The sequence below is a fragment of the Methylobrevis albus genome, from assembly GCF_015904235.1.
In the GTDB taxonomy this organism is placed as follows: Bacteria; Pseudomonadota; Alphaproteobacteria; order Rhizobiales; family Pleomorphomonadaceae; genus Methylobrevis_A; species Methylobrevis_A albus.
The window spans coordinates 76,850-97,435 of record NZ_JADZLT010000053.1 but is presented as its reverse complement, the minus strand read 5'-3'; the positions used below and the strand labels follow the sequence as shown (position 1 = coordinate 97,435).

Annotated in this window: 15 protein-coding genes; 3 read left to right on the top strand and 12 right to left on the bottom strand. The window is 70.1% G+C overall.

Going from position 1 to position 20,586, the window contains the following annotated elements:
- Positions 1-306 precede the first annotated feature (306 nt).
- Together I5731_RS15455 and prfB are read left to right on the top strand one after the other, a co-directional pair.
- Positions 307-2,787 carry a penicillin-binding protein 1A gene (locus I5731_RS15455; protein ID WP_197312308.1) on the top strand — a complete coding sequence of 827 codons (2,481 nt, stop codon included), beginning with the start codon at positions 307-309 and terminating at the stop codon, positions 2,785-2,787.
- Positions 2,788-2,949: 162 nt separating this feature from the next.
- A protein-coding gene (gene prfB / locus I5731_RS15450; protein ID WP_197312307.1) for a peptide chain release factor 2 occupies positions 2,950-4,081 on the top strand; the annotation gives its coding sequence in 2 pieces (ribosomal slippage) (positions 2,950-3,018 and positions 3,020-4,081; 1,131 coding nt in all).
- Positions 4,082-4,172: 91 nt separating this feature from the next.
- Here prfB and I5731_RS20050 read toward each other — a convergent pair.
- The 3 genes from I5731_RS20050 to bcp all read right to left on the bottom strand — a co-directional run bounded on the left by I5731_RS20050 (position 4,173) and on the right by bcp (position 7,058).
- Entirely contained in the window at positions 4,173-5,561 is a 1,389-nt protein-coding gene (locus tag I5731_RS20050; RefSeq protein ID WP_197312306.1) for a M23 family metallopeptidase, read from the bottom strand.
- A 149-nt stretch (positions 5,562-5,710) separates the two neighbouring features.
- Positions 5,711-6,562, bottom strand: coding sequence for a ferritin-like domain-containing protein (locus I5731_RS15440; protein WP_197312305.1), 852 nt, complete (start codon positions 6,560-6,562; stop codon positions 5,711-5,713).
- Between the two features lie 25 nt (positions 6,563-6,587).
- Positions 6,588-7,058, bottom strand: a complete 471-nt coding sequence (bcp, locus tag I5731_RS15435; protein WP_197312304.1) for a thioredoxin-dependent thiol peroxidase — start codon at positions 7,056-7,058, stop codon at positions 6,588-6,590.
- Between the two features lie 346 nt (positions 7,059-7,404).
- On the opposite strand from bcp, the gene I5731_RS15430 reads away from it, so the two are divergent.
- Entirely contained in the window at positions 7,405-10,572 is a 3,168-nt protein-coding gene (locus I5731_RS15430) for a hypothetical protein (protein WP_197312303.1), read from the top strand.
- A 42-nt stretch (positions 10,573-10,614) separates the two neighbouring features.
- Here the strand turns inward: I5731_RS15430 and I5731_RS15425 are convergent, their stop codons facing one another.
- The 9 genes from I5731_RS15425 to I5731_RS15385 all read right to left on the bottom strand — a co-directional run bounded on the left by I5731_RS15425 (position 10,615) and on the right by I5731_RS15385 (position 20,508).
- A complete protein-coding gene (locus tag I5731_RS15425) occupies positions 10,615-11,631 on the bottom strand; it encodes a sensor domain-containing diguanylate cyclase (RefSeq protein ID WP_328838947.1) in 1,017 nt (338 codons plus the stop codon).
- 198 nt (positions 11,632-11,829) lie between these two features.
- On the bottom strand, positions 11,830-13,119 hold the full coding sequence (locus I5731_RS15420) for an O-acetylhomoserine aminocarboxypropyltransferase (protein ID WP_197312302.1): 1,290 nt from the start codon (positions 13,117-13,119) through the stop codon (positions 11,830-11,832).
- Between the two features lie 152 nt (positions 13,120-13,271).
- A complete protein-coding gene (locus tag I5731_RS15415) occupies positions 13,272-13,811 on the bottom strand; it encodes a CoA-binding protein (protein WP_197312301.1) in 540 nt (179 codons plus the stop codon).
- Positions 13,812-13,843: 32 nt separating this feature from the next.
- On the bottom strand, positions 13,844-14,272 hold the full coding sequence (locus I5731_RS15410; protein ID WP_197312300.1) for a VOC family protein: 429 nt from the start codon (positions 14,270-14,272) through the stop codon (positions 13,844-13,846).
- Between the two features lie 17 nt (positions 14,273-14,289).
- Positions 14,290-15,096 carry an enoyl-CoA hydratase gene (locus I5731_RS15405; RefSeq protein WP_197312299.1) on the bottom strand — a complete coding sequence of 269 codons (807 nt, stop codon included), beginning with the start codon at positions 15,094-15,096 and terminating at the stop codon, positions 14,290-14,292.
- A gap of 122 nt (positions 15,097-15,218) precedes the next feature.
- Positions 15,219-16,100: a DMT family transporter gene (locus tag I5731_RS15400; RefSeq protein WP_197312298.1), complete on the bottom strand. Its 882-nt coding sequence runs from the start codon at positions 16,098-16,100 to the stop codon at positions 15,219-15,221.
- Positions 16,097-18,373: an MGH1-like glycoside hydrolase domain-containing protein gene (locus I5731_RS15395; RefSeq protein ID WP_197312297.1), complete on the bottom strand. Its 2,277-nt coding sequence runs from the start codon at positions 18,371-18,373 to the stop codon at positions 16,097-16,099. Before I5731_RS15395 ends, I5731_RS15400 begins: the two co-directional genes overlap by 4 nt.
- Positions 18,374-18,467: 94 nt before the next feature.
- Positions 18,468-19,535, bottom strand: a complete 1,068-nt coding sequence (locus I5731_RS15390; RefSeq protein ID WP_197312296.1) for an ABC transporter substrate-binding protein — start codon at positions 19,533-19,535, stop codon at positions 18,468-18,470.
- Positions 19,536-19,758: 223 nt separating this feature from the next.
- Positions 19,759-20,508, bottom strand: coding sequence for a putative bifunctional diguanylate cyclase/phosphodiesterase (locus I5731_RS15385; protein WP_197312295.1), 750 nt, complete (start codon positions 20,506-20,508; stop codon positions 19,759-19,761).
- Positions 20,509-20,586 lie beyond the last annotated feature (78 nt).

Genomic DNA, 20,586 nt, shown 5'->3' with positions numbered 1-20,586 from the left:
GCATAATGGTCACGCTGCGATCCCAGCTTCGCCACAAAGGTCCCTGACAAGGAAGAGCGGTCCGATTGCGGGAATCGACATCTGGAATTCCCGCCGGAGGGCCGCTATCAGCGGGCCGCATCGCCTCGTCGGGCCATGCGGTGGCCGGGACGATCGGCCGGTCCGGACCATTCGGTTCGAGCCGGCGAGGGCGGGGCGGCTGAGCCGGCGTCGGATCGACCTCGACGAGCGCAGCGGCGGCGGACGTGCACGGGGGCCGGATTGCGGTGTCCGGTATCCCCGCTCCATAGCGAGAGAAAGCGGATCATGATTTTCGTTCGGTTCTTCGGCTGGCTGTTCGCGATCGGTGCCTTCATGGCACTCGTCGTCGCCGGCGGCGTCGCCCTCTACATTCAGGGCGAGTCGGCGGAGCTTCCGGACGTCACCAGCCTGCGCAACTACGAACCGCCGGTGATGACGCGCGTGCACGCCTCGGACGGGCAGCTCGTCGCCGAGTATGCGCGCGAAAAGCGCCTGTTCCTGCCGATCCAGCTGATCCCGGAGCGCCTGAAGGAAGCCTTCCTCTCGGCCGAGGACAAGGATTTCTACAGCCACCCCGGTGTCGATCTGATGTCGATCGGCTCGGCGATGGTGCGCAACGTCGACAACGTGATGAACAACCGCCGCCTCGTCGGCGCCTCGACGATCACGCAGCAGGTCGCGAAGAACTTCCTGCTCACCAACGAGCGTTCGGTCGACCGCAAGGTCAAGGAAATGCTGCTGTCGCTGCGTATGGAGCAGGCGCTCAGCAAGGACCAGATCCTCGAGCTCTATCTCAACGAGATCTACCTCGGCCTCGGTGCCTACGGCGTCGCCGCCGCATCGCTGGTCTACTTCGACAAGTCCGCGCCCGAGCTCACCCTCGCCGAGGCGGCCTACCTCGCCGCGCTGCCGAAGGCGCCGACGAACTACAATCCCTATCGCTATTACGACAAGGCGATCGAGCGCCGGAACTGGGTCGTCGACCAGATGGTGTCGAACGGCTACGCGACGCCGGACGAGGCGGCCGCCGCGAAGGCCGAGCCGATCAAGATCACGCAGCGCCAGCTCAACGCCCAGGTGTTCGCCTCGGAGTACTTCGTCGAGGAAGTGCGGCGCGAGCTGATCCGGCGCTGGGGCGAGAAGGGTCTCTATGAAGGCGGCCTTTCGGTGCGCACCACGCTGGATCCGGGCCTGCAGGTCTCGGCGCGCAAGGTGCTGCACGAGGCCCTGATCAAGTTCGACACGGCGCGCGGCTGGCGCGGACCGGTGACGACGATCGAGACGGCCGGCGACTGGGGCATTCCGCTCGGCGAGGTGCCGGCGCTGACCGACGTGCCCGAGTGGCAGCTCGCCGTCGTGCTGTCGACCGACGGCGAGACCGCCGAGATCGGCCTGCAGCCGAAGAAGACACCGACGGGCGCCGTCGTCGAGGAACGCGAGCGCGGCACCATCCGCGTCGCCGACATGACCTGGGCCCGCTGGGCGACCGGCGACCGCCGCGGCCGCAAGGTCTCGGTGACTTCCGACGTTCTGTCGGTCGGCGACGTCGTCAACGTCGAGCGGATCGAGCAGGACGTCGACGGCCGCGGCGTCTATCGCCTGCGCCAGATGCCCGAGATCAGCGGCGCGATGGTCGCGATGGATCCGGTGACGGGGCGCGTCAAGGCGCTGGTCGGCGGCTTCTCGTTCGCCCACAGCGAGTTCAACCGCGCGACGCAGGCCTGGCGCCAGCCGGGTTCGTCGTTCAAGCCCTTCGTCTATGCCGCGGCGCTCGACAACGGCTACACGCCGTCGAGCGTGGCGCTCGACGCGCCGTTCGAGGTCAGCCAGGGCCCGGGCCTCGACGTCTGGCGGCCGCAGAACTACGGCGGCAACTTCCTCGGCCCGGCGACGCTGCGCACCGGCATCGAGCGCTCGCGCAACGTGATGACCGTGCGCCTCGCGCAGGACATGGGCATGCCGCTGGTCGCCGAATACGCGCGTCGCTTCGGCATCTACGACAACATGCTGCCGGTGCTCTCGATGTCGCTCGGTGCCGGTGAGACCACCGTGCTGAAGATGACCAACGCCTATTCGATCATCGCCAACGGTGGTCGCCGCGTGCAGCCGACCCTGATCGACCGCGTGCAGGACCGCTTCGGCAAGACGATCTATCGCCACGACGAGCGCATCTGCGAGAACTGCAACGCTGACGAATGGCGCGGGCAGGACGAGCCGGAGGTGGTCGACGAGCGCGAGCAGGTGCTCGACCCGATGACCGCCTACCAGATCACCTCGATGATGGAAGGCGTCGTCCAGCGCGGCACCGCGACCGTGGTCAAGAGCCTCGGCCGGCCGGTTGCCGGCAAGACCGGCACCACCAACGAGGAGAAGGACGCCTGGTTCGTCGGCTTCACGCCGGACCTCACCGTCGGCGTCTTCATGGGCTACGACCAGCCGCGTCCGATGGGCAAGGGTTCGACCGGCGGCCAGATGGCGGCCCCGATCTTCCGCGACTTCGTCGAGATCGCGCTCGCCGGCGAGCCGCCGGTGGAGTTCCGCGTGCCCGACGGCCTGACGCTGATCCCGATCGACCGCCGCACCGGCCTGCGCGCCGGCGGCAGCGGCGAGGGCGTGATCCTCGAGGCGTTCAAGCCCGGCACCGAGCCGCCGTCGTCGTTCGAGGTGATCGGCTACGAGAGCGCCGGCGGATCCTACGACCGTCCCGTCACGGTCAACCCCGAGGCGGACCGCGCGGCCGTCACCGGCACGGGCGGCCTCTACTAAGCCGGCCCGGCCGCCTCCGCGCCCGGCGCCGCCGAGCCCGCCGCATCGGGCCTGCGGGCCGGGCGGCGAGGTTTACATGGCCGCGCTCCGCCACTACCTTCCGCCGCGCCGGCGACGGGCGGACTGCCGCGCCGGGACAGACACCAACCACGGGAACCACCGATGCGCGCCGAAATCGAAGGCATCGTCGACGAGATCAAGCAGGGCATCACCCTGCTGAGGAGGCATCTTTGACTGGGATCGCTCCCAGGCCCGCCTCGCGGAACTGAACGGCTTCGTCGAAGATCCCACCCTCTGGAACGACCCGGACCGCGCGCAGAAGATCATGCGTGAGCGGACCGACCTCGAGACGCGGCTGACCAGCATCGAGCGTCTCTCCCGCGACCTCACCGACAATGTCGAGCTGATCGAACTCGGCGAGATGGAGGATGACGAGACCGTCATCACCGACGCCGAGAACGCGCTGCGCGCGCTGAAAGACGAGATCGCCCGGCTCGAGGTGGAATCGCTGCTCGCTGGCGAGGCCGATGGCAACGACAGCTACGTCGAGGTGAACTCCGGCGCCGGCGGCACCGAGAGCCAGGACTGGGCCAACATGCTCTTGCGCATGTACACCCGCTGGGCGGAAAAGCGCGGCCACAAGGTCGAGATCCTCGAGATGCACGACGGCGAGGAGGCCGGCATCAAGAGCGCGACCATCGTCGTCAAGGGCCACAACGCCTATGGCTGGCTCAAGACCGAGTCGGGCGTGCACCGCCTGGTGCGCATCTCGCCCTACGACAGCCAGGCCCGCCGCCATACGAGCTTCGCCAGCGTCTGGGTCTATCCGGTGGTCGACGATTCGATCGACATCCAGATCAACGAAAGCGATTGCCGCATCGACACCTACCGCGCGTCCGGCTCCGGCGGCCAGCACATCAACACGACGGATTCGGCCGTGCGCATCACGCATCTGCCGACCAACATCGTCGTGCAATGTCAGAGCGAGCGCTCGCAGCACAAGAACCGGGCCACGGCCTGGAGCATGCTGCGCGCCCGGCTCTACGAACGCGAGCTCGAGATCCGCGAGCAGAAGGCGAACGCCGAGGCCGCCGGCAAGACGGAGATCGGCTGGGGCCACCAGATCCGCTCCTACGTGCTACAGCCCTACCAGCTGGTGAAGGACCTGCGCACGGGCCAGGAGAGCACCAGTCCGCAGGACGTGCTGAACGGCGACCTCGACGCCTTCATGGAAGCGGCCCTCGCGCACCGGGTGCACGGCAAGCAGCCGGCCGAGGTCGCCGACATCGACTGAGCCGGAGCCGGCGCGAGCCCCGGGCCAACGAAAAGCCCCGCAGGTCGATCCTGCGGGGCTTTTTCGTGTCGCCTCGTCCGGAGGGGCGGCGTCAGCGCAGCAGCGCCTCCACCTTGCGGCCGGCCTCGAGATAGGAAAGCGGGTTGACCGCCGTGCCGGAGACGCGCGTCTCGTAGTGCAGGTGGGGACCGGTCGAGCGGCCCGTCGAACCGACTTCGCCGACCTTGGTGCCGCGCTCGACGCGGTCGCCGACCGAGACCGAGATCCGGCTGAGATGCGCGTAGCGGGTGGAGAGGCCCTTGCCGTGGTCGACCTCGACCATCAGGCCGTAGCCGCCGTTGCGCCCGGCGGTCACGATCCGGCCGGCGGCGGTGGCCGGCACGGAGCGACCGGTCGGCGAGCGGAAGTCGATGCCCGAGTGCAGTGCCAGCCGGCCGAGGAACGGGTCGGAGCGCGAGCCGAACTTCGAGGTGATGGTGGCGTCGGGCAGGGGATTGGCGATCGGCAGCCGGTGAACCGCCCCGCGCACGCGACCGAGTGATTCGAGGGCGCCGGCGGCTTCGCTGACGGCGGCGGTGAGCGCCTCGCGGTTGCCGAGCGGCAGGAACGGCCCGCCGACGTCGGTGGTCTCGGCCGGTTCCTCGCTGGCGCGGGCGAGCTTCAGGTTGACGCCGATGCCGCGCAGGACGCGGTCGACGCTGGCGACCTTGCTGTCGGCGGCGGCGGCGATCGCCTGGGCGGCGGTGGCCTGGGCCTGGTCGAGCGCGCCGAGTTCGCGGGCCATGGCGCCGAGGTCGGGCCGGTCGGCTTCGGCGATGATCACCTGATCGCTGCCGCGCAGCGCCTGCCCGGTGGAGCCGCCGATCGGGTCGAGGCGCGGGGTGGCCGCCGTGGTGGGAATTACAGGCGCTGAAAGGGCGGCAAAGGCGTCCTCGCCGGCGGCGCGGGTCGCGGGGGCATAGGCGGAGGCGGCCTTGCCGAGCGAGCCGGTGACGTCCGGCGCCTCGAGGCTGCCGGTCTGGCGCCGCGTCGGGACCGGCTCGGGCGCACCCCCGGTCGCCGCGATGGAGAGGCCGGCCTTGCGGGCCGATTCGATCAGCCCGTCGATCATCCGCCGGTTCTCGGCGAGCTCGGCCTGGCGCGACAGCAGCTTCTCGACCTTCTGATCGTAGGCGACCTGTTCGAGCAGCTGACGGCTGGCGATGCGGTCGATCTCCGAGCGCAGCGACGCGATGCGGTCCTCGTAGGCCTGCTGCAGGTCGGCGGTGCGGGCGATCGAGGCGTCGATGAGGTCGTCGCGGAAGACGAGATAGGCGGTGGCGCCGAGGTAGGCCACCGACAGCAGCGTCCCGAGCAGCACCAGCGGCGCAACGAGCCAGGGCCGCAGCTGGTAGGTCCGGTAGTCTTCACCGTTGGTGATGATGATCCGGCGCGCCGGCGCCCGGGTGCGATACCGATCCTCTGAGTGTTTGCGGGCCATCTGAGGAACCAACTCCAATCACTGGGCCTTCTGGCGGACCCCTCGTGATTAGAGATGGTTAGGGTTAACGAAGACTTGCGCCCGCCTGCAACTGCCGGATTTCACGGCAACCTTGGGGCTTTTACCGATGCCTCGCCGCGCGTTCGCCCTCAGCCCTTCAGCACGGCGAGCGGCTTGTAGAAGCCCGGCGTCAGCCCGGCTTCCGACCGGGCGCGGTCGTTGAACGGCGGCTTCAGCGCGCCGCGGAAACAGCGGCGCACGAGGTCGTGGAAGGCGGGTTCCGGGGGCACGCCGTCGCGGTCGCAGAGGAAGCGGAACCACTTCGCGCCGAAGGCGACGTGGCGTTTCTCGTCGCGGTAGATCACGTCGAGAATCGCCGCCGTGCGGTCGTCGCCGCCGGCGCGCACCTTGTCGGCCATCACCGGCGTGACATCTAGGCCCCGCGCTTCCAGCACCAGGGGAATCACCGCGAGCCGGGCGCGGAGATCGAATCCCGTCGCCTCGGCCGCCTGCCACAGGCCGTCGTGGGCCGGCAGGTCGCCATAGGCGGCGCCGAGTTCGCGCAGACGCTCGGCGAGCATCGAGAAATGCTTCGCCTCCTCGAGCCCGACCTGCACCCAGTCGTCGAAGAACGAGCGCGGCACCGGCTGGTCGACGAATCGCGCAACGAGATCCCAGGTGAGGTCGACGGCGTTGAGTTCGATGTGCGCGAGCGAGTGGACGAGGGCGATGCGGCCGGCGAGGCCGACGCTGGAGCGCCGCGGCATGTCGCGCGGGGCGAGCAAGACCGGCTTCTCCGGCCGGCCGGGGCGCTCGGCGAGCGCCGGGCCGACCCGGCCGCTGCCGCGGCCGAGCCGGCGCGAGAACCATGCCTTCGCGGTCGCATAGGCGAGGTCGACCTTGGCGTCGAGATCGGCGGTCGCGACCACGAGGCGCGCGCTCTCGCGCAGGGTGTCCGGCGTCGGGGTGTCGTCGCCCGCCGTGGTCCCTGCGTCCGTCATGCGTGGTCCCTTCATCGCTCGCCGGTCAGAGCGCCCGGGCGGCGGCCAGCACTTCGGCGACGTGGCCCGGCACCTTGACCTTGCGCCAGACCCGCGCGATGCGGCCCGACGCGTCGATCAGGAAGGTGCTGCGTTCGACGCCCATGTAGGTCTTGCCGTACATCGACTTCTCGGCCCAGACGCCATAGGCCTCGATCGCCTGGCGCTCGGGGTCGGCGCCGAGCGCGATCGAGAGACCGTGCTTGGCCTGGAACTTCGCGTGGCTCTTGGCGTCGTCCGGCGAAATGCCGATCACGGTGACGCCGAGGGCGTCGAACTCGGGCTTCGCCGCCGAGAAGTCCTTCGCCTCGACGGTGCAGCCGCTGGTATCGTCCTTGGGATAGAAGTAGACGACCACGGGCTTTCCCGCGAGATCGGCGAGGCTTACGGTGCCTTGCGCGCCATCGGGCAGCGCGAAGTCCGGTGCGGTATCGCCTTCGGCGGGTTGAGCGGTCATGTACGGCCTTCCTTTCGTCAGCTTGACGTGATCTGCCACGGGGGCAGTTTGTTACGCAAGCGGTGCCCGGCCGGATCGGCCGGCGTCGTCCCGGTCGCGGCGCGCGGCGCCGAAACAGGATTCGGAGGCGCGTCGCCGTGCCGGATGTGCCCGCCGGGTCCGGAACACGCCACCGGCCATGCCGCTTTACCTGCCGACGGAATGATGGAGCTGATGCCGCGTGACCGAGGAGAGGACCACCGACAGCGAGACGCCCGCCGACGCAGCTCCCGTTGCTGCGCACCCGGGCACCGCGGACGGTAGGCCTCGCCGGCGTCGGCGTCGTCGGCGCTGGCCGTGGCTGCTGGTGCCGGTCCTCCTCGTCGTCGCGATCGGTGCGCTGGCCGCGCGCCTCTCGTCGGGACCGATCTACACCGACCTTCTCGCCGGGCGGGCCGAAGCCGCGCTCGCCGGAGCGCTGGGTGAGGGCACCCGGGTCAGCGTCGGGGTCGTCGGCTTCGGGGTCGACGACGGCCTCGCACCGGTCGTCGTGCTGCGCGACCTTCGGATTGCGCTGCGCGACGGCAGCGCCGTTTCGATCGACACCATCGAGGCCGGGATCGGCTGGGCAACCCTCGTCGGCCGCGATTCGGCGGTCAGCCGGCTGGTCGCCGACCATGTGCTGGTCGACCTCGCCGCCGCCGGTCCCGCCGCCGACCTGCCGGACCCGTTCCTCGCGCTCGCCTATTTCGAGGCGGAGCTGCTGCATTCGGGGATCGGCTATGCCGAGGCCGGCGGGCTGACCGTGTACGGCCATCGCGGCGATGGTGGCCGGTTGCCCCTGCTCGAAAACGCCACCGTCACCCTCGCGACGCCGCCGCCGGCCGACGAGGCCGCCGTGGCGCGCGAGCCGATCGTTTTCCAGATCGCCGGCAGCGGCGCCTCCGGCCCGTGGATGGCGCGGATGCAGCTCAGCCCGGCGCCCGACGGCCGCTCGAGCCGCATCGCCCTCTCGGCCGACCGCATCGACATCGCCGATCTCGGACGCCGGATGGGCGACGAATCACCCCTGCTCGCCGGCCCGGTCGCGGTCGAGGTCGAGGCGGAGCTGGACCGCGACGGCCGCCTGCGCGCCGCCGAGGCGACGCTGACGGCCGGCCGCATCGCCATCGACGGCGACGATCCGACCACCATCATGGAGGAGGGGCGTCTCGCCCTGGTCTGGCGGCCGGACGCGCGGCGGATCGAGATCCGCCCGTCGTCGGTGGTGCTGCCGGACGGCCGCGCCATGGCGAGCGGCCAGATCGCGCCGCCGGCCGAGCCGGGCGGGCCCTGGGGTTTCAAAATCGCGCTCGCAACCCGCGGCAGCGAGGACGGCATCGCGCCGCAGCGCGGCCGGGCCGAAATCGAGGGCCGCTATGTGCCGACCGACGCGGAACTCGACATCGACCGCCTCGTCGTCGATGCCGACGGCACGGTGTTCAATGCGGCGCTGCGGCTGTCACACCGGTCCGGGCCGCCGGTCGCGGGGCTCTCCGGCGTGTTCCGGTCGATGTCGGTCGACCGGCTGAAGCAGCTTTGGCCGGCACCGCTGCAGCCGGCGGCGCGCTCCTGGGTGCAGGAGCACCTGCTGGGCGGCACCATCACCGACGCCGAGGTCGATCTCGCCGCCGCGATCGGCGACCCGGCCGGGGACACGGGCACCGCGACGCTGACGTTCCGCTTCCACGACGTCGCCTTCACCCCGTTCGGCGGCAGCCCCGTGATCCGCAAGGCGGTCGGCTCCGGCCGGCTCGAGGGCGGACGCTTCACGGCATCGCTGGAATCCGGCGAGGTCGATCTCGGCGACGGCCGCGTGCTCGCGGTGCCCGCTGCGACGTTCGACGTTCCCAACGTGCTGCTCGACCCGCCGGACGGCTCGGCGACCATCGACCTCGCCGGGTCGGCCGGGTCGATGCTGGCGCTCTGGCAGCGGCTGCCGCTCTCGAACGGCATCGAACTCGGCGTGACGCCGGGCGACGTCAGTGGCGAGGGCACGGCCCGCGTCGCGGTGTCGATGCCGCTGATCGGGGACCTGCAGCAGGAACAGATCACTTACGACGCCAGCGTCGCGCTCGGCGGCCTCGCCTCCAAGCGGCCGATCGCCGGACGGCGGCTCGACGACGGCGAGATCCGGATCACGCTGAAGGAGGCGATCGCGCGAATCACCGGCCGCGCCGATATCGACGGCGTCGACGCCGCGATCGACATGACGCAGCCCCTGACCGGTGCGGCCGGGGCGTCCACGGTGGAACTCCGCCTCGGCGACGAGGACCGCAAGAAGCTCGGTCTCGATCTCACCGGGCTGATCTCGGGACCGATCGAGGTGCGGCTGGACAGCGCGGTGGCGGCCGATGGGACGGCGCGCCAACTCGCCACCGTCGACCTCGCCGGGGCCGAGGTGACCCTGGGCCCGCTCGGCTGGCGCAAGGCGCGCGGCGTCAAGGGCAGTGCGAGGTTCACGCTGACGACGACGGCGAGCGGCACGCGCATCGACGACTTCCGCTTTGCCGCCCGTGACGCCCGCATCGAGGGGGCCCTGACGCTCGACAGGGACGGACAGCCGCTCAGCGCCAATTTCCCCGTGTTCCGCCTCGCGCCCGGCGACCGGCTGTCGGCGCGGGTGTCGCGGCAGGACGACGGCGTGATCAGCATCCGCCTCGCCGGCGCCCGCTTCGATGCCCGCAACCTGATCAAGTCCAGGATCCGGCGCGAGGACGCGGGCGAGACGGGGGTCGGGCCGGGCGGCAAGGCGCGCGCGGTGGTCGATGTCGAGATCGGGTCGGTGCAGGGCTTCGGCGATGTTTCGCTCGAAGGCGTCAACATGGACGTCGAGCTCGACGGCGAACAGGTCGACAAGCTGTCGGTGACCGCGGATTCGGGCGCCGGCGCGGCGACCTCGGCCAGCCTCAGGCCCGAGGGCTCCGGCCGCCGGCTTGCGGTCGAGGTCGGCGACATGGGCGCGCTGCTGCGCTTCCTCGACACCTACGGCCGCGCCTATGGCGGCCGCGCGACGATAAACGGCACCGTGGACCGGAACGGCGGGCTGGCGGCGCGTCTCGACGGCCAGCGCTGGCAGATCGTCGGCGAGCCGGCGCTGAGCCATCTGGCGAACGCCGTGCCGGACAACGCCGGGGACGCTGGCGAAGTGGTCGACATCCGCCGCCTGATCGTCGACTTCGCCCTCGCCGACGGCCGGCTCACCCTCGCCGACGGCATCGTGCGCTCGCGGACGGCGGGGCTGACGCTGCAAGGCGACGTCGACTTCCGCCGCGAGGTGCTGCAGCTCAGCGGCTCCTACATGCCGGCCGGCGCCTTCGACAACCTGCTCGGCCGGATACCGATCCTCGGCCAGACTTTGTTTGCCGGCGGCCGGGCCGGGCTGGTCGGGGTGACGTTTCGGATGAGCGGGCCGATCCTCGAGCCGGTGCTGTCGATCAACCCGCTGTCGGTGGTGGCGCCGGGCGTGCTGCGCAAGCTGTTCGAGCTCGGCTGAGGCCGTGCCGCCCGGTTCGGCCTCGTGCACCTGGAGCCGGGTTCAGGGGGCGCTCTCGACCCGGTCACGCCCGCCGCGCTTGGCGCGGTAGAGCGCCTCGTCGGCTCTTGCCAGCAGACCTTCGTCCATGGCGTCCTCGCCACGACAGGTCGCGATGCCGATGCTGACGGAGATGCGGCCCGACCAGGTGCCGGGATGGGGCAGATTGGCGGCGGCAAAGGCCGTGCAGATGCCTTCCGCGATGAAGCGCGCGCCCTCGGCCCCGGTCTCCGGCAGCAGAAGGACGAACTCCTCGCCGCCGAACCGGGCCACGACATCGTCTGGACGTCGGACGGCACCGCCGAGAATCGCGGCGCTGCGCCGCAGGGCGACGTCGCCCGCCTCGTGGCCGACGCTGTCGTTGAGGGCCTTGAAGTGGTCGAGGTCGATGAGGAGCAGCGACAGCGGCAGTCCGGTGCGCCGGCTGCGGCGGCGGGCCCGTTCGAAGCTCGCCTCGAAGCCGCGCCGGTTGAGCAGGCTGGTCAGCGGGTCGGTTTCGGAGAGGTGGGCGAGTTCGCGGTTGCGGCGGGTGAGTTCGATCTCGTCGGTGGCGAGGCCGGCGAAGTCGACCAGTGCCTCGAGGTCGAAGTCGTTCGGGTCGCCGGGCTCGCGCCGCATGATGCACAGCGAGCCGATCGCGAGGCCGGGCCGCGCGAGCAACGGCGCGCCGGCATAGAAGCGCAGGGGAAAGCCGGACGTTATCGGATGGCCGGCGATTCGCGGGTCGGAGGCGATATCGCCGATCACCAGAGGTTCCGCCGACACCACCATGAGATTGCAAAGGGATTCGTCGCGCGTCAGGCGCGCGTCGACGTGGTTCGTCGTGCGCTCGATCACCCACTGATAGGTGTCGTCGATCAGCGTGATGAAGGCGGTGTCGGCCGCGAAATAGCGCGAGGCGAGCCGCGTCAGCCGGGCGAACCGTCCGTCGGGCGGCGCATCGAGTACGGCGCAGGCGTCTAGCGCTTCGAGGCGCCGTCCTTCCGTCTCGTCGTCCAGTCTCAGGCCCGGTTTCCACACAGCGGATGTCTCCACGCATCATCGGGCGGTGATTGGCCGGGGCCGGAGCAAGCCGCAAGCTCCGCCCTCCGCGCCGTTATTGCCCTGACTTCATGAAGACCATGCTACCGGACCGCAGCGAATTCGAGGAAAATTCCGTACTTTCCCGTAGTCCCCGGAGCCGGTCGCGTTGGATCGGCACCGGGGACTGCGGCAGCGTCAGCCCGCCTTGGCGAGGGCCTGCTCGAGGTCGGCGATGATGTCGGCGACGTCCTCGATGCCGATCGAGAGGCGCACCACGTCCGGTCCCGCGCCGGCGACGACCTTCTGGGCGTCGGAAAGCTGGCGGTGGGTGGTGGAGGCCGGGTGGATGATCAGCGAGCGGGTGTCGCCGATGTTGGCGAGGTGCGAGAACAGCTCGACGTTCTTCACCAGCGCGATGCCGGCGTCGTAGCCGCCCTTGAGGCCGAAGGTGAACACCGCGCCGGCGCCCTTCGGCAGGTACTTCTGCTGCAGCTTGTGGTGCCGGTCACCCGGCAGGCCGGCGTAGGACACCCAGGCGACGGCGTCGTGCGCCGACAGCCACTGGGCGACGGCCTTGGCGTTGTCGCAATGGCGCTGCATGCGCAGCGGCAGCGTCTCGATGCCGGTGAGGATCAGGAAGGCGTTCATCGGCGAGATCGCCGGGCCGAGGTCGCGCAGGCCGAGCACGCGGGCGGCGATGGCGAAGGCGAAGTTGCCGAAGGTCTCGTGCAGCACCATGCCGCCGTATTCCGGGCGCGGCTCGGACAGCATCGGATAGCGGCCCTCGCGCGACCAGTCGAACTTGCCGCCGTCGACGAGCACGCCGCCCATCGAATTGCCGTGGCCGCCGAGGAACTTGGTCAGCGAGTGGATGACGATGTCGGCGCCGTGCTCGAACGGGCGGCAGAGGTAGGGCGTCGCCATCGTGTTGTCGACGATGAGCGGCACGCCGGCGCGCTTCGCCACCTGGGCGATCGCCTCGATGTCGACCACGACGCCGCCGGGGTTGGCGAGGCTCTCGATGAAGATCGCCTTGGTCTTCGGCGAGACGGCCTGCTCGAACGAGGCGGGGTCGGCGGGATCGGCCCAGACCACGTTCCAGCCGAAGTTCTTGAACGAGTGGTTGAACTGGTTGATCGAGCCGCCATAGAGCTTCTTCGAGGCGATGAACTCGTCGCCCGGCTGCAGCAGCGTGTGGAAGGCGAGCAGCTGCGCCGCGTGGCCGGACGCGACCGCGAGCGCCGCGGTGCCGCCCTCGAGCGCGGCGACGCGCTCTTCCAGCACCGCCGTCGTCGGGTTGGTGATGCGGGTGTAGATGTTGCCGAACGCCTGCAGGCCGAACAGCGCCGCGGCGTGGTCGACGTCGTCGAACACGAACGAGGTCGTCTGGTAGATCGGCGTCGCGCGCGCGCCGGTCGCAGGATCCGGCTGGGCGCCCGCGTGGATCGCAAGCGTCGCAAAACCCGGAATGCCGTCGTTGCTCATTGGTTTTTCCTCCCCGTTCTCAAGCGGTGTCATCTTCTATCGCCTCGCCGGAACGAAGGACAAGCAAGGCGATGGCGCGGCGGGGCCGGGCGCGGGAACGTTCGGCCCGAAATCGCACCGTCCGCGCATGCTGGTTTCAGGCCGAGACGCCGTCAGGAGCCGGATTCGCCGGGCTCGCCGAGCCGGCGGTGCTGGAAGCCGCCGGCGAGCAGTGGCTTCTTCGACGAGAGCTTGCCGGAGTTGAAGCCGGTCCAGCCGATCTCGCCGGAAAAGCGGCCGTACTCGATCTTCGGGCAGCGGTTCATCACGACGGAAAGCCCGGCCGCCTCGGCCTTCGCCGCCGCCTCGTCGTTGCGCACGCCGAGCTGCATCCAGATCACCTTCGGCAGCGGATCGAGCCTGAGCGCCTCGTCGACCACGCCGGCGGCGGCGGAAGGATTGCGGAAGACGTCGACCATGTCGATCGCCTCCGGCACGTCGGCGAGGCGCGCGAACACCGGGGCGCCGCCGATCTCGGCGCCGGGCGGCTGGCCGGGATTGATCGCGAAGACGCGGTAGCCCTTGGCGACGAGGTACTTCGTCACGAAGAAGCTCGGGCGCACCTCGTTGGCGCTGGCGCCGACCACGGCGATGGTCCGCACGCTTTCGAGGATGCCGCGGATATAGGCGTCGGAATAGCTGTCGTGGTTCATGACGGGATCCGTGCGGCGGGGCGGGCGGGTCGTCAGTCGAGCGCGAGGTGCCCGGCGGCGTCTTTCGCGAAGAAGGGATTGTGCGCCACCTCCCAGAGGTGGCCGTCCGGGTCGGCGTAGTAGCCGGAATAGCCGCCCCAGAACACCTTCTCGGCCGCCTTCACCAGGCTGGCGCCGGCGTCCACCGCAGCCTGGATGATCGCGTCGACCTCGTCCGGGCTGTCGGCGTTGATCGCCAGCGCCACGCCGCGAAAGCCGCTGCCCTCGGCGGGCAGGCCGGCGTCGGCGGCGAGATCGTTCCAGCCGAACAGGCCGAGCACGAGGCCGGAAAGCTGGATGAAGGTGACACTCTCCTGCGAGGCACCCGCCTTGGTCCAGCCGAGCCGCTCGTAGAAGGCGGTCGCGCGCGCGACGTCGGCGACGCCGAGTGTGACGAGGTGGATGTGCTTCGGGATCGGCATCGGCAGCGGCCTCCGGATCAGTCGCGCGGCGCCCATTCGGGCCGGCGCTTGGCGATGAAGGCGTCGATGCCCTCGCAGGCGTCGCCTTCCAGCATGTTCTCCACCATCACGGCGGCGGCGTGGTCGTAGGCGTCGGCGAGCGGCAGGTCGAGCTGGGCCTGGAAGGCGGCCTTGCCGATCTTCAGCGTGCGGCCGGATTTCGCGGCGATCCTGCCGGCGAGCGCCATCGTCTCGGCGGTGAGGTCGTCGTCGGCGACGACGCGGTTGACGAGGCCGATGGCGGCGGCGCGCTCCGCGTCGATCATATCGCCGGTGAGCAGCATCTCCATCGCGGCCTTGCGCGGCACGGCCCGCGACAGCGCCACCATGGGCGTCGAGCAGAACAGGCCGATGTTGACGCCCGGGGTGGCGAAGCGCGCGTGCGGGCCGGCGAGGGCGAGGTCGCAGGTCGCGACGAGCTGGCAGCCGGCCGCGGTGGCGACGCCGCGCACCTCGGCGATCACCGGCTTCGGGAAGTGCACGATCGCGAGCATCAGCGCCGAACAAGCCGACATGATCCGCGCGAAGGCGGCGCGGCCGGCATCGGGCGCGGAGCGGTGGGCGGTGAGTTCCTTCAGGTCGTGGCCGGCGCAGAACGCCGGGCCCTCGGCCGCGATCACCACGACGCCGATGGTCGGATCGTCGGCGGCCGCAGCGAGGGTGGCGGCGATGTCGGCGATCATCGCCTCGGACAGCGCGTTGCGGCGGGCCGAATCGACCAGCGTGAGGCGCAGGACGGCGCCGTCCGACGAGATCGCGAGGCGGGGCGAGGTGGCGACAGTCACGGCGAAATCCTCCCGGCGCCCGGTGCGGGCGGTTCCGGCGACCGCGCTTGCGGCGGCATCTGCCGGCGGCGCCGTATCGGTGCGGCGACCGGGCGGGAGCTTAGCAGGTCGTGCCGGCTCGATCAGCCCCGCCGAAAGCGGGTGCCGGCGACGACCATCAGCCCGGAGACGACGACCAGCGCCGCGCCGGCGAAGACATTCGGGCCGGGCACTTCGGCGAAGAACAGCCAGCCGAAGCTGAAGGCGCAGAGGATCGCAGTGTATTCGAGCGTCGCGATCAGCGGTGCGGGAGCCCGTGTCGCCGCCTCATAGAGCAGGAACTGCGCCATGCCGCCGGCGAGCGCCACCATCGCCATCCAGCGCACCTCACCGAACGCCGGCTCGAACGGGTGGAACGCCAGCCCGGACAGCGTCGCCATCAGGAAGACGCCGTTGCTGCTGGCGATCTGCACCAGCGAGCTTTCGTCCGGCCCCATCCGCCGCAGCATCAGGAGCGCGGTCGCCCAGAAGGCGGCAGCGATCAGCGCGAGGCCGACCGCGGGTGAGAAGACGAAATCCTGCACGCCGGCGGCGATCGCGACGCCGGTGAAGCCGAGCACGACCGCGATCCATTGCAGCCGCGTCGGCCGTTCGCCGAGCAGGGGCCCCGAGGCCAGAGTCACGAGGAAGGGCGAGACGAAATAGAGGGTGGTGAGCTGGGCGAGCGGCAACTCGTGCGCCGCCTGGTAGAAGCAGAGCCAGGCGACCAGCATGATCATGGCGCGGGCGAGCAACTGCTTCTTGTTGCGCGAATGAACGAGATCGAGCAGCAGCTTCGTGCGGCCGACGGCGAGCGCGATCACCAGCACCACCGCGGCGCGGATCATCAAGAGCTGCCAGATCGGCCCGGCGCCGAGCAGGCTCTTCACGCCGGCGTCCTGCAGCGAGAACAACACGAAGGCGCCGAGGGCCAGCGGCACGGCGGCGATCGAGACGGCCGCAGCCCGAGGCAGGGTGCGGCTCACGGTGTGGTCGGGAGGGCGTGGACGCTGAGCCGCGCGCCGGCCGCCAGCCGGGGCAGGGCGATGCGGATGCCGTCGCCGGCCGGGGTGAATGCCACCTCGGTGCCGTCGAGCCGGACCGCGACGACGCGCGCCGCCGCGAGCTGCGGCAGCTCGATCGCGACCGGGCCGTCCGAGCCGGACGGGAAGGTGCAGCAGGCGAGGCCTTCGGCGAGCGTCAGCTGCGTGATGCGGCCGACGTAGTCCGTCGCGAACAGCACCTGGCCGGCGCCGCTGCCGAGCGCACCCTTGGCGAGCGACAGCCGCCCGTCGGCGACGCGCAGCGTCACCGCGCCGACGGGGCTCGCAACCGGGCCGAGTTCGACGTCCTCGCCGGTGTTGACGATCTCCCAGCCGGTCCATGGATTGATGTCCATCACCTCGGCGACGCCGAGCATCGCCAGCATCGCACCCCAGGAGCAGAACGGGTCGGTGTCGGGCTGGTCGTCGATCGCGCCGGTCTCGGCGGAGTAGTTCTCGCCGCACATCCGCCGCTCGCGCCACGACTGCATGAAGAGCTCGACGCTCTGCGCCGCGAAGGCGCTCGCTTCGGCGTCGAAACCGTAGCGGCGCAGGCCGTGCCAGACGAACCAGTTGACGTTCGGCCAGATCCGGCCGCGCCAGTAGACGTTGTCGGCATAGGCCCGGTCGTCGCGGGTGGCGTTGGGGATGACGTAGCGGCCGCCGAAGGTGGCGGGGTCGGCGAGATGCGCCAGCAGGCGCTCCGCCTGCTCGGCCGACGCCGCGCCGCAGATCAGCGGATAGAAGCTGGTCGGCCCGAGGCTGCGCACGAAGCCGTCGTTGCCGGTGCGATCGGCGGCGCGCTGGCGGTTGGCGAAGATGCCGCGCGCCTCGTCCCAGAGTTCGGTGCGGATCTTTTCCGCGCTCGAGGCGGCGAGCGCCGCGAACTCTTTCGCCTCGTCGTGGTGGCCGAGTTCGGCGGCGATCAGCGCCAGCATCTCGGCGTCGAGCGCCAGCGTGCAGTTGAGGCCGACGTCGAGGGTCGACAGCGTCCGCGTCGCGGGTTCATACAGCGCCTCGTCGTGCGTCGCCGAATTGTCCATGCCGGTTTCGTTGCGGGCGCCGAAGGCGGTGCCCTTGTAGAGCGCCTCGCCGACGTCCGAGCTGCCGCAGGAGACGAGGCCGCGGCCGTCCGGATCGCGGTTCGCCCGCCACCAGCGCTGATTGCGGGCGAGCGGGCCGTAGGCGGCGTCCAGCAGCGACCGGTCGCGGCTGCGCAGGTACATCAGCCACACCATCAGCGCGCCGTTCGGCGCCTGCGTGCGGTCGACCCAGGCGTCGTTGGAGGTGACGATGCAGGCGAAGTTGCCCTGCGGTGTCGCGCTCGCCATCGCGGTGGCGAGGTTGTCCGCGGCGAGGGCGCCGTCGATGACGCCGCCCATCATCGCGGCATAGGTGGTGTCGTTGAACCAGACGGCGAACTTGCCGAGGTTCCAGATCCGGCTCACCGCCGTGTAGGCGCGGTTGTTAACGCCGTCCCAGACGGTGTTCCAGGCCATCACATCACGCACCGCGTCGAGGCAGCCGTCGAAGCGGCCACGCTGGCCGGGGAGCGGGACGGAGAGATCGCTGGCGGAGAGCGCAGCCTTCGCCTTGGCGACGGCGAGGTCGCGGTCGTCGGCGACGGCGGCGGCGAAGCGGTTGTCGCGCATCATTTCGAGATTGAAGCGCTGGGCGATGACGGGTGCGTCGGTGCCGCGGGTGGCGGTGTAGAAGTAGCCGTTCGCCTCGAAGTCGGCGATGAGGGCCGCGATGTCGTCGTGCGCCGTCACCTGCACCGGCGCCGCCGCGCTGACGAGGGCGACCCAGCGCCGGCCGACCTTGACGACGGCGGCGCCCGCCGCCGCGTCAAAGGCGACGGTCTCGCCACCTTCGGCCGACAGGCACAGCGACACCCAGAAGCGCAGGCCCCATTCGCCGAGCGTCACGCCGCGCCAGCTGCCGACCACGACGTAGGGATCCGGCTTTCGATAGCTGAACGCGAGTTCGGTACCGCCGTGCCGGGTGGTCAATTCGACCAGTGCCCCGTCGGCGGCATGGGCACCGAGGCGGGTGCCGTCGGCCGGAGTGGCGCGGATCGTCGTCGCATTGCGCAGGCTGGTCGCGTAGAGCACCGGCGTCAGGCGGACGCCGAGCGGCAGGAACACCATCTCGGCCGGCCGGTCCGACCAGCTGTTCCAGGCCCGGGCGGCGGGAATCGTGGTGTCGAGGAGCATGGCGGGCCTTCGGCGGGAAATGGGCTTCGCAAAGGATGCGGGCCGGACGATCGCCCGGCCCGCAAGGACAGTCAGCCTGTGACCGGACCGCGCCTCACTGCGCGTATTCGGTCTTCACCTCGGCCCAGAGCTCCTGGATTTCCTGGCGCTTCTCTTCCGGCACCGGCTGCATGAACTTCAGCCGGCTGGCGACTTCCGGTGCGCCCATGACCGTCTTGTTGAAGGCGTCGTCGGGCAGCGCCGCGACGGCCTTTTCGTTCGCCGAGGTGGCGGCGCCGACCTCGGTGTCCCAGCGGACGTAGAACGACGGCTCGATCATGTAGTTGATGAACTTGGCGGCGCCCTCGGGGTTCGGCGCGCCGGCGGCGATGGTCAGCGTGTCGAACCAGCCGACGGCGCCTTCCTCCGGAATGACGAAGGCGACGGGCAGCTTGTAGGTCTTCACGGCGCGGGCGGCGCCGCCGGCCCACATCACGCCGATGTCGAAGTTCTTCGCCGCCATCCCCTTCATCCACTCGTCCTCGGACGCCCAGAACTGGCGGATCTGCGGCTTCAGCTCGAGCAGCTTCTCCTTGATCACCGCCATGTCGGCCGGCTGGTTGATGTCCTGGCCGGTGAGGATGGCGGCGAGGTTGACCGCGAGGGTGCCGTCGTCACGGAACGAGATGCGGCCGGCGTAGGCCGGATCCCACAGCGCGTTGATCGAGGTGATCGGCGTGGTGATCGTTTCGGTGTTGTAGGCGAAGGAGGTGACGCCCCACACCCACGGCACGCCCCAGAGCTGGCCCTCGACGGTGACGCTCGGGTCCTCGACCATGCCCTTCTGCACGTCGGCGAGGTTCGGGATCGTCGCCGGGTCGACCGGCGCGATCAGGCTTTCGGCGCGGGCATCGTTGAGGAAGGTCGAGTTGATCAGCACGACGTCATAGGCGCCGGGGCTGGTGCGCAGCTTGGTCAGCATCTCCTGCTCGGAGGTGAAGTAGTCGTGCACCACCTTGATGCCGGTCTGCTTCTCGAACTCCTCGACGGCGAACTTTTCATCGGTGCCGTAACCGTTCCAGTTGAGCACGCGCACCTCGGCGGCCATGGCGGTGGCCATTCCGGCGGCAACGAGCGCCGTCGTGAACGAAAGGGCGGCAATCAGCGTCTGGCGTCTGTTCATGTCGGTTCCCCTTTGTGTTGCGTGCCCGGCTTTGCCGGTGTCACGATCCTTGCGAGATCCACTATTTTTATGTTTGTACACGAACAATACAGAATCGCAGGACCGGCGCAAGACGTCACGTGGTGAAGAGTTTTCGCGAATAGTACCTCGCCGGCGGTCCGGCGGGAACGCGGTCGCGGGGGCGAGGTGCGGTGTGGTCGCGGCTGTCGGTTTTCAGCCGGACTCAGGCGAGCGGTGGCGGTTCCGCCAGCCGGCGCGCGATCTCCGCCGCCTCGACCGGGCGCGAGAACAGATAGCCCTGCAGGAAGTGGCAGCCGGCCGAGCGCAGGAAACGCTGCTGTGCCTCGGTCTCGACGCCCTCCGCCGTCACCTTGAGCCCGAGCGCCCGGCTGAGCGCGATCACGGCATGGACGATCGCCGCCGATTGCACCTTGTCGAGGTCGTCGATGAACGACTTGTCGATCTTGATCTTGTCGAGCGGCAACCGGCGCAGGTAGGTGAGGCTCGAGAAGCCCGTGCCGAAATCGTCGAGGGCGATGCGGATGCCGAGCGACCGCAGGCGGCTCAGCGCCTCCGACGCGCGCGCAAAATCCTCGATCACGGCGCTTTCGACGATTTCGAGTTCCAGCCGCTCGAACGCCAGGCCTTCCTCGCGGACGATGTCCACCACGGTCTCGACGAAGTTCGTATCGCGCAGTTGCAGCGCCGAGACGTTCACTGCGACGCTGATCCGGGGCCATCTTGCGCAGTCGCGGCAGGCCCGGCGCAGGATCCAGTTCCCGAGTTCGCTCATCACGCCGGCCGCTTCCGCGTCGGGCGTGAAGTCACCCGGGCCGATCGAGCCTTTTTCCGGATGGTGCCAGCGCACCAGCGCCTCGACGGACGCCATGCTGCGCCCGTCCGACGTCATCTGCGGCTGATACTGCAGGAAGAGCTGGTTGTCGGCGATGGCGGTGAGAAGTTCGTCACGCAAGCTGGCAGCGCTCCGGACCGGTCGGTATCCGATCCTGTCTCCCATGCGCCGCGCAATTGTTCAACGCACGTCACGACA